The sequence below is a fragment of the Stenotrophomonas sp. YJH_SMC_19 genome, from assembly GCF_059367915.1.
This window is the reverse complement of sequence record NZ_JCAFRI010000029.1, coordinates 34477-44437: the sequence shown is the minus strand read 5'-3', so window position 1 is coordinate 44437 and position 9961 is coordinate 34477. Positions and strand designations below refer to the sequence as shown.

At 69.4% G+C, this 9961-nt stretch carries 7 protein-coding genes; all 7 read right to left on the bottom strand.

Annotated features, from left to right (window positions below; translation table 11 throughout):
- Window positions 1-375: 375 nt before the first annotated feature.
- Genes AC5P5R_RS20460 through AC5P5R_RS20430 form a run of 7 tightly spaced genes read right to left on the bottom strand, consistent with a single transcriptional unit; the run spans window position 376 to window position 9936 of the window.
- The gene (locus AC5P5R_RS20460) at window positions 376-1134 is read right to left on the bottom strand and encodes a 2,3-dihydro-2,3-dihydroxybenzoate dehydrogenase (protein ID WP_100438593.1); all 759 of its coding nucleotides are present in this window, start codon (window positions 1132-1134) and stop codon (window positions 376-378) included.
- Window positions 1125-5015 carry an enterobactin synthase subunit F gene (locus AC5P5R_RS20455; RefSeq protein ID WP_111723002.1) on the bottom strand — a complete coding sequence of 1297 codons (3891 nt, stop codon included), beginning with the start codon at window positions 5013-5015 and terminating at the stop codon, window positions 1125-1127. Before AC5P5R_RS20455 ends, AC5P5R_RS20460 begins: the two co-directional genes overlap by 10 nt.
- A complete protein-coding gene (locus AC5P5R_RS20450) occupies window positions 5012-5269 on the bottom strand; it encodes a phosphopantetheine-binding protein (protein ID WP_005409947.1) in 258 nt (85 codons plus the stop codon). The genes AC5P5R_RS20455 and AC5P5R_RS20450 overlap by 4 nt, the downstream gene beginning before the upstream one ends.
- Window positions 5269-5901 (bottom strand): isochorismatase family protein, encoded by a 633-nt coding sequence (locus AC5P5R_RS20445; RefSeq protein ID WP_033835614.1) that lies wholly within the window; start codon window positions 5899-5901, stop codon window positions 5269-5271. The genes AC5P5R_RS20450 and AC5P5R_RS20445 overlap by 1 nt, the downstream gene beginning before the upstream one ends.
- Window positions 5901-7553: a (2,3-dihydroxybenzoyl)adenylate synthase gene (locus AC5P5R_RS20440; protein ID WP_012480510.1), complete on the bottom strand. Its 1653-nt coding sequence runs from the start codon at window positions 7551-7553 to the stop codon at window positions 5901-5903. Before AC5P5R_RS20440 ends, AC5P5R_RS20445 begins: the two co-directional genes overlap by 1 nt.
- Window positions 7550-8743 (bottom strand): isochorismate synthase, encoded by a 1194-nt coding sequence (locus AC5P5R_RS20435; protein WP_164281594.1) that lies wholly within the window; start codon window positions 8741-8743, stop codon window positions 7550-7552. The genes AC5P5R_RS20440 and AC5P5R_RS20435 overlap by 4 nt, the downstream gene beginning before the upstream one ends.
- A complete protein-coding gene (locus AC5P5R_RS20430) occupies window positions 8740-9936 on the bottom strand; it encodes an MFS transporter (RefSeq protein ID WP_012480512.1) in 1197 nt (398 codons plus the stop codon). The genes AC5P5R_RS20435 and AC5P5R_RS20430 overlap by 4 nt, the downstream gene beginning before the upstream one ends.
- Between the last annotated feature and the right edge of the window lie 25 nt (window positions 9937-9961).

The following is a 9961-nucleotide window of genomic DNA, read 5'->3' as shown; positions in this document are numbered from 1 at the left end:
GATTGCCGGCCAGCGGCCGGCACTACCGGGGCTATGGATTGCCGGCCAGCGGCCGGCACTACCGGGGCTATGGATTGCCGGCCAGCGGCCGGCACTACCGGGGCTATGGATTGCCGGCCAGCGGCCGGCACTACCGGGGCCAGGGTTGCCGGCCAGCGGCCGGCACTACCGGGACTATGGATTGCCGGCCAGCGGCCGGCACTACCGGAGCTGTGGGTTGCCGGCCAGCGGCCGGCACTACCGGGGCCATGGATTGCCGGCCAGCAGCCGGCACTACCGGGGCTATGGATTGCCGGCCAGCGGCCGGCACTACCGGAGCTGTGGGTTGCCGGCCAGCGGCCGGCACTACCACTGCCGGCAGGCGGCGGTCGGGGCTCAGGCGCGCAGGGTGGCGCCGCCGTCCACGTACAGGTCGCTCATCGCCACGTGCCCGGCCTGTTCCGAGAGCAGGAACATCACTGAGTGCGCAATGTCCTCGGGGGTGGCCAGCTTGCGCAGTGGAATGCCGGCCTTGTAGGACTCCAGGCTGCCGGCGATTACCCGCTCGGCACCGCGCTCGTCCTGCCACATGCCGGTCTGCATCGGGGTCAACGTGGACCCCGGGGCGACGATGTTGCAGCGGATGCCCAGCGGCGCCAGCTCCAGCCCGAGGCAGCGGGTGAACATGGTGGCGGCGGCCTTGGACGCGGCATACGCCGCCATGCCATGCCGCGGCACACCGGCCGCATTCGAGCTGACGGTGACGATCGCGCCCTGGCCACGCGGTGACATCACCCGCGCCAGCGCACGCCCAACGTGGAACACGCCATCGGCGTTGACCGCGAACACCCGGCGCCAATCGGTATCGGTGGTCTCCGCAACAGCTCCCACATGCAGAACACCCGCCACGTTGGAGGCAAGGCCAATGGGCCCGATGCCGGCTTCCACACGATCCACCAGGGCGTCCACCGCTGCGCTGTCGGTCACGTCGAGTGCGAACGACCTGACCCGCGTATCGGCCACGTGTGGCGCCTCACGATCGGTCGCCACCACCGTGCAGCCGGCCTCGGCCAACAGCCGTACCAGTGCCTCGCCGATGCCGCCGGCGGCACCGGTCACCAACGCCACGCGGCCTTCAAAACCGGTCAACTGCATGTTGCGATCTCCTGTTGCTCGTCCCATTGGCGCAACCGCGCCGACAACCACGGCGCCAGCTGCGCCACCGCATCGCGGCCGGTCAGCTCGGCGTGCAGGAACGGCAGTTCCAAGGCCTGCACCTTGCGCGCGTGGGTCCGCCACAACGCCGACTGCAGCTGTGGTCGCGCCTGGTGATCCCGGCCCGCGCGGACGTGCACCAGCGTGCCATCGAACCGTTGGTGGATGTGTTCGCGGATCAATCGATTGGTGCCGGTCACCGCGCGCACCACGCCGTCGAGCACCACATCCGGCAGGCTGCCGAGTGCACTGCCACCACGCCGCAGGAACGCCAGAATGCGTTCACGGCTGTCCAGTTCCGGATGCGCATCCGGGTCATGACCAGCAATCGCCAGCAGTGCCCGCAATGCAGCGATGGCATCGGGTTCCGGCTCGGCCCGCCAGCACTCGCTGGGATAGGCGTCCAGAAGCACCAGCTCGCCAACCTCGCGCCCGATCTCGTGGAGGCGCACCGCCATCGCCTGGGCGAGGATGCCACCCACCGACCAGCCCAGCAGATGCACCGGCCCCTTCGGCTGCAATGCGACCACGCGCTGTACGTAGTCGTTGGCCATCGCCTCGATGCTGCTTGGCAGCGGCAGCCGCGCGTCCAGGGCCGGCGACTGCAGGCCATACACCGGGCGTGCCGGCTGCAGTGCCCGGGCCAGGGTGCGGTAGTTCCAGGCGATCCCCCCGGCCGGGTGCAGCACGAACAGCGGCGTGGGCCCGGCAGCGTCGGTCGCGGCCAGCGCGATCACTGGCCCCAGTGCGTGATCGGCCAGCGCGGGCGGCTCGGCAATGCGAACTGCCAGCGCGGCCACGGTGGGCTGGGCAAACAAGGCACCCAGACCCAGATCGCAGCGCCAGCGCTGCTCGATCGCCAGCAGCAGGTGCACCGCCGACAACGAATCACCGCCGAGACTGAAGAAATCTGCATCCACTGCCACCGGCGCCTCACGCCCAAGCGCCTGTGCGAACATCAACGCCAGCTCCTGTTCCAGCGGCGTGCGCGGCGCCAAGCCGGCAACTTCAAGTTGCGGTGGCTTCGGCAACGCGTTGCGATCGAGCTTGCCGTTGGCGGTCACCGGCCAGTGGTCCACACCAACGAAGGCCGAGGGCACCATGTAGTCCGGCACACGCGTGGCGAGGTGGCTGCGCAGCGTCACGGCGTCGGCATGCGCCGCTGGAACATAGGCCACCAGACGCGCATCGCCGGGAGCATCCTGGCGCAGCAGCACTTCCACCCGCTCCATGCCAGGCAGCTCGCGCAGTGCCGCCTCGATCTCGCCCAGCTCGATACGCAGGCCGCGTAGTTTTACCTGATGGTCACTGCGGCCGAGATACTCGACCGCACCATCGCGGCGCCAACGGGCTACGTCGCCGGTGCGGTAGATGCGCTCGCCCGCCCGGAACGGATTCGCGATGAAGCGTTCGGCAGTCAGATCGTCGCGACCGAGATAGCCGCGTGCCAGCTGCACCCCGCCCAGGTACAGGTCACCGGCCACACCGACCGGCACCGGCTGCATCCGGGCGTCCAGCACGTACAGGCGGGTATTCCAGACCGGGAATCCGATCGGCACCGGCCGCGAGCGATCCTGCGCCGACGCCGGCCAGTAGCTGACATCCACCGCCGCCTCGGTCGGGCCGTACAGGTTGTGCAGCTCTGCGTGCACGTGCGTGTGGAAACGGTCGCGCAATGAGGCGTCCAGCGCCTCACCGCTGGTGAACACCCGGCGCAGCTGCAGCCCTGCCGAAGCCGGCGCAGCGAGGAAGGCATCGAGCATCGACGGCACGAAATGCGCCGTGGTGATCCCATGCCCACGGATCAAGCGCGCCAGTTCGGTGGGATCGCGATGCGCGTCCGGCCCGGCGACCATCAGGGTGGCCCCACACAGCAGCGGCAGGAAGAACTCCCAGACCGAGACATCGAAGGTGGCCGGGGTCTTCTGCAGCACGCGGTCGTCGGCACGGATGCTGTAGTGCTCGCGCATCCACAGCAGGCGGTTGACGATGGCACGATGTTCGATGACCACGCCCTTCGGCTCGCCGGTCGAACCGGAGGTATAGATCACATACGCCGCATCGCTGGGCGCCGGATCGGCCCATGGCGCGGCGAAGCTCAGCGCCGTCCACTGCTCCGGCGCGAGCACCGGCACGCCGGCCATGCGCGCCGAATCCTCGGCCGCAGCCAGTACGCACACCGGCTGTGCCGACGCGAAAATACGTGCCAGCCGCTCATCGGGATGGGCCAGGTCCAGCGGAAGGTAGGCCGCGCCTGCGCGCAGCACCGCGACCAGAGCGATCACCAGCTCCAGCGAGCGCGGCAATGCCACCGCCACCACGCTGCCCGGGCCGACATCCATCGCCCGCAGCTGTGCAGCCAGCGCGAAACTGCGCGCTTCCAGCGTTGCGTAATCCAAAGCAGCGTCGCCGAACACCAGCGCAGGCGCGTGTGGGTCCCGATCCATGCCCTGCTGCAGCAGCTCGACCAGGGTCGTCTCCGGCAGCGCGTGCGCGGTGGCATTGAATTCCTGCAGCACCTGCTGCGCCTCCTTGGGCGTCGCCAGGGGCACGGCTGCGATATCGTCAGCCTGCAGCGCCGCCGATACGAAATGCAGCAGCCGCGCCGCGTGCGCCTCGACATCCTCGCGACTGTACAGCGCGGGATTGGCCTCGATTTCCAGATCCAGCAGCGCCTGGCCATCGCCACGGAAGCCCAGCGTCAGGTCATCCACCGGCCCGGTGCACAGCACCTCCAGCGTCGCCTGCACGTCGGCCAGCGCCAGCGGCCTGTAGAACGGCTGCACGTTCACCAACGAACCGTGCAGGCGCTGCTGCGCGCCGACCAGGCCCAGGTCCCGGCGCAGCTGCTCACCGCGGTAACGGCCGTGCTTGCGACCCTGGCTGAGCTGCAGGCCCAGGCCGCGGGTGAAGGCCTCCACGCTGCCCTCGCCGGCCGCCACGCGCAGCGGCAACACATTCATCACCATCGCCGGCACCCGCGCCGACGCGTTGCCGAGCCGCCCCATGTAGGGCACGCCCAGCACCACTTCATCGGCCGCGCTCATCCGCCGCAGGTACTCGGCCGACAACGCGGCCAGCACATCCGGCCAGGGCTGCAGCCAACGCACCGAGGCCTGCAGCAGCTGCTCACGGAAGGCCGCATCGAGCGGCTGCACCCAGCGCAGCGCGTCGTCACTGGCCGCGAGCGTGCCGGCCAGGCCCACGCCTGCCGGTGCGCCCTGCATGTGCTCACGCCACCACTGCCCGGCCAGCGCGCGGCGCGGATCGGCACGATAAGCGGCATCATCGGCCAGCACGCCCGCCAGCCCCGGCAGTGGCTCACCCATGCGGCCGGCGTACAACGCGCACACGCGATCGGTGAACAGCGCCATGCCATAGCCATCAGCCGCCAGATGATGCACCCGCAGGTACCAGACCCAGCGCTGCCCGCCCAGCTCAAGCAGCATCTGTTGGCTGATCCGGTCGCGGGCGGGGTCGACCGGGCTCAGCCGGTCGGCGTGCATCAGGCTGCGTGCCGCAGCGGCAGCATCCGCTTCGGCGGAAACATCACGCACCGAAAGCAGCGGCACGTGTGCCGGGTCGTACCACTGCAGCGGCTGGCCATCGGCCCCTTCGGCAAAGCGCAGCGCAAAGGCCTGGGCTTCGAACGCAGCCTGGTCTGCCGCTGCAACGAACGCGGTCACGTCCAGCGGGCCATCGATCCACACCGCGTGCGCGGTATTGAATGACGGATTGTCCGGCGCCAGCCGCTGTGCAAACCACAGTCCGGTCTGGGCCTCGGTCAATGCCACCGGCGTGGCCAGCGCAGCGGCGTTCATGCGTTCTGCGCGGCCTGCAGCGTCTGCACCACGTTCCACCATTGGCGCAGCGTGGTGTGCTCGGCCAACTGCGAGAACTCAATCGGCAGGCCGGTGTTGCCCCAGGCCAGGACCAGGCCGAGCATGCGCATCGAGTCCAGGTCCAGGTCGATCAGGTTGTCGTCGTCACCGATCTCGGCCGGCGTACATTCCAGAACGCGCGCCACGTCGGCACGCATCCGCTCCAGATCCAGCATCTCAGCGGTGGCAGCCATCACAGCACCTCCAGCAACTGGTCGGTGGTCATCGGCACGCCACAGGTGCGTGCGATCCAATGCAGCGCCTGATCGTGATCGGCGCGCGAGAAGTCCGCCACGGCATCGGCGGCGATGAAGGCCTCGATATCACGCTGGAACGCTTCGACCACGGTCGCGGTGCAGCCGATATGGGCGTACACGCCGGTCACCAGCAACTGGTCGCGGCCACGCACCCGCATCAGCGTCTCCAGGTTGCTGCGCTGGAACGCGCTGTAACGGTGCTTCACCAGCACGTGCTCGCCCGGCTGCGGTGCCAGCGCGTCGATGATCGGTTCATGGTCGGCGCTGCGGCGCATGCCCGGTCCCCACAGGTCGGCCTGCAGGCCACGGTCACGGCGATCCTGGTCGCCATGCTGGGCGGTGTAGAACACCGGAATACCGCGCGCGCGGCAATGCGCCAGCAGGCGTGCGATGTTGTCCACGGCCGGCCGCAGCGGTGCATTGCCGGCGTCGAATGCGGCCAGGAAGTAGCGCTGCATGTCGTGCACCAGCAAGGCGACACGATCGCGCTGCGGGCGCCACGGGCCGCGTGCCTGCGGCAGTTCGGCGGCGGTCGGCAAGGGGTAATCGGTGATACGGGGCAGCGCCATCAGCGCGTTCCTCCTGTCTGTTGCAGATGACGCGCACGCAACTGCGCGCGCAGTTCGCGGCGGCTGATCTTGCCGACCGCGGTGGTATCGAAACTGTCGACCAACACGACCTGGTCGGGCACCTTGAACGCCGCCAGGCCGCGCCCGCGCATCCAGGACTTCAGCGCCGGCGCCTTGAACGGTTCGCCCTGCGGAATCACGAAGGCACAGCTGCGCTCGCCCAGGTACTCGTCGGGAATGGAGACCACGGCCGCATCGAACACACCGGGGTGGGCCAGCAGGTGATCTTCGATCTCTTCGGCGGAGATCTTCTCGCCGGCACGGTTGATGTGGTCACCGGCGCGGCCCTGCACCACCAGGTAGCCTCCGGGCAGCTGCTGCACACGGTCACCGGTACGATAGAAGCCGTCATCGGTGAACGAGCGCGCATTGGCGACCGCGTCGTTGTGGTAGCCGCGGATGGTGTACGGCCCACGGGTGAGCAGATGCCCTACCTCGCCTTCGGCCACCGGCTGGTCGTGATCATCGACCACGCGCACTTCATCATCCGGACTGATCGGCCTGCCCTGGCAGGCCACGATCAGTTCCTCCGGGTCATCCAGCCGTGTGTAGTTGACCAGGCCTTCGGCCATGCCGAACACCTGCTGCAGCGTGCAGCCAAGGCCATCGATCACCCGTCGTGCGGCTTCCGGCACCAGTTTGGCGCCGCCTACCTGCAGTACCTGCAGGCTGGACAGATCATGCTTGCTGGTGGCGGCGGCCTGTGCCCACAGCAACGCCAGCGGCGGCACCAGCCCGCAGCAGGTCACCTGCTCGCGGGCGATCAGCGGGAAGGCCGCATCCGGACCGGGGCCGGGACTGAGCACCACGCGGGCGCCGGCATACAGTGCGCCGAAGAAGCCCGGCGAACTCATCGGGAAATTGTGCGCGGCCGGCAGCGCGACCAGATAGACGCTGTCGCGGTCGATGCCGCAGAGGTCATTGCTGGCGCGGAACGAGTAGATGTAGTCGTCGTGGGTACGCGGAATCAGCTTGGACAGCCCGGTGCTGCCTCCGGATATCTGCAGGAACGCCACCGACTGCGGGTCCGGATCGGACGGCAGCTGGCTGCGATCGCCCTGCAGTGCCTCCAGCGCGATGAACTCCGCCGCATCGCCGTCGATCACCACATGGCGAACCGCCGGCACTTCGGCCTGCAGCGCCCTTGCCAACGCGCGATGATCGAAGCCATCGTGCAGTGCGGTGGTGATGTAGGCACTGGCTTCCGCCTTGCTGGCGAAGTGGACCAGCTCGGTGATGCGGTGCGCCGGCAACGCATACACCGGCACCAGGCCGGCGCGGAACAGGCCGCAGACCGTGGTGATGAACCCGGCGGTATTGCCCAGCTGCACCAGCACCCGTTCGCCAGGCTGCAGGCCGAGCGCCAGCAGGCCCGCACCGATGCGGCCTGCCTCATGCCACAGCTGCGCATAGCTCAGGCGTACGTCGCCGGCGACTACCGCGATGTCATCGGCGTAGCGTTCTGCACGCTCGCGCAGGAAACCCGGGAAGGTCTCGCCACGCCAGTGACCGGCTTCGCGATAGCGCGCCACCAGCGTGTCGGGCCACACCTGCTGCAGTGGCAGGCGGGAAGAGTCAGTGGAGGTACTCATGCGGCAGGCTCGATGGCGGGCGCGGATTCATGGACACCCAGCGCGTTCAACAGGGCAGCGAACTTCGCTGCGGTTTCGGCCACCTCGGCCTCGGGGTGTGACTCGGCGACGATGCCGGCACCGGCATACAGGCGCAGCTGCGTGCCCTGCAGGCGCGCGCAGCGGATCGCCACGTACCAGTCGCCGTCACCCTGCGCGTGCAACCAGCCCACGGCACCGGCGTAGAAGCCGCGCGGCACCGGTTCCAGCTCGCGGATGCGCTGCAGCGCCGCCAACCGTGGCGTACCGCAGACTGCCGGCGTGGGGTGCAGCTGCGCCAGCAGTTCGGCGGCAGACGCCTGCGGATCCTTCAGGGTGGCGTGGATGCGGGTGCCCAGGTGCCACATGCTGGCGGTGGCATGCAGCACCGGGCGCGGCTGCGCATCGATGTGGCTGCAGTACGGTGCCAGGCCCTCGACGATGGCTTCGACCACGTGGCGGTGCTCGTCGTGGTCCTTGGCCGAGGCCAGCAGCGCCTGCGCCGCACGCTCGTCCTCGGCGGCATCGGCGCTGCGCCGCGCGGAACCGGCCAGCGGATGCGACAACAGCTCGGCGCCGCGCTTGCGCAGCAGCAGTTCCGGCGTCGCCCCCACCAGCCAGGCCGGTGCCTGGCCCAGCTCCACCGGCAACGGCACCGCGTAGGTCGCCACCGACGGATCTGCGCCCAAGCGTGCCAGCAGCACGTCCGGAGACAGCGCCTGGCGGGTGCGTGCCAGCAGGCTGCGCGCCAGCACCACCTTCTGGAGGTTCAGTTCGGGCGCGCGCAGTACCTGCACCGCCGCTGCAACCGCTGACGCATAGTCCTGCGGCGCAGGCTCGGCCTTCAGGGAACCGTCCAGCGGCGGTGCGGCCTGCGGCTGCAGTGCCAGTGCCGGCAGCAGGCGCTCGGGCTGGAATAGCGCATCGTCCGCACGCGGTTCGAACGGCACTGCGCCAACCAGCAGGCCCGGGCCGCCACGCTGCCGGGCAAAGAACGCCGAGACGCGTTCTGCCAATGTCGCCAGTGCACCGGCCGGCAGCGTGGCGCGGCAGCCGCGTGCATGCACGTGCTGGCCGGCATGCTGCAGCAGGAACAGCGACGCGTCGTCGGTGCTGTCCAGTGACGCTGGCGCAGCCTCCGGCCACGCGCCCTGCATCAGGGAATCGTTCATGGGGTCTCCTTCGTCCGATGCGCTGCAGCCAGCGCGCACAGCAACAGCAGCAGCGCACCGACCAGCAGGTAAGGCAGGCTCGGCCCGCCGCGATACAACAGCGTGCCGAGCATCGGCCCGGCCACCATGCCCAGCCCCTGCGCGGCAGCGACGGTGCCGGCGGCGGCGCCCTGCTCGTGCGCCTCCACCGCATCGGCGGCCAGCGCCTGGAACGAGGGGAATACGAAGCCCATGCCAAACGCGGCCAACGCGTACGCCGCCGGCAACTGCCAGCCCTGCTGCACGCCCGCCACCGAAGCAAAGCCAATTCCGGAAATCAGCGCGCCAAGGACGATCCAGCGGTGTGGATGCACCTCCAGCTTCATCACCAGCGCCTGCGCCAGGATCAGGCCGACACCAACGGCGGTAAGTGCGATGCCGGCCATGCGTGCACCGGCCGCCGCATCCAGGCCCAGGCGATCAATCGCGAAGAAGCCGACCGTGACCTGCGCGATGGTCACCGAGACCATCGCGATGAACGCTGCCAGCTGCGGCAGGCGCAGGCGCGCGTCGAGACGGCTCATCGGCGTGCGGCGCTGTGCGGACGCGCCCACCACCGGTGGTGTAGCCGGCAGCCGCCAGGCCAGCAATGCCAGTGCCAGCAACGGCAGCAACGCGGCCACGTACAGCGCCAGCGAAAGATTGGTATAGGCCAGCCAGCCGGCAGCGGCCGGACCCAGTACCATGCCCAGCGCGTTGGCACTGCCCAGCCGGGCGAGGAAACTGGCGCGCTGCCCGGTCGGTGCCTTGTCGGCAATCAGCGCAGCGGCCGTGGGCGGCACGGCCGCGTAGAACAGCCCGATCAAGCCGCGCGCGCCGACCAGCACCAGCACCGACACCAGTACCGGCGGCACCGCCTGCAGGGCGACGTCGATGAACACCGCCAGTGCGATGTAGACCGCCGTATAGGCACTCATCGCCAGGATCAGCACGCGCTTGCGCCCAATGTGGTCGCTGAGCTGGCCCCAGGGGCGCGCGGCCAGCATCCACAACACGCCTGCGGCGGTGACCGACAGGCCGGCATGCCACTCGGACAAGCCGAGCATGCGGACCACCGGGCCGATCACGGCGACGAAGGACATCATCGCCATGGTGCCGATCAGGGCAGCCAACACCAGCGCCGGCAAGCCGGGAACGACGGGACGTGCGTGCATGGAACACCAGCCGTAACAGGAAAGG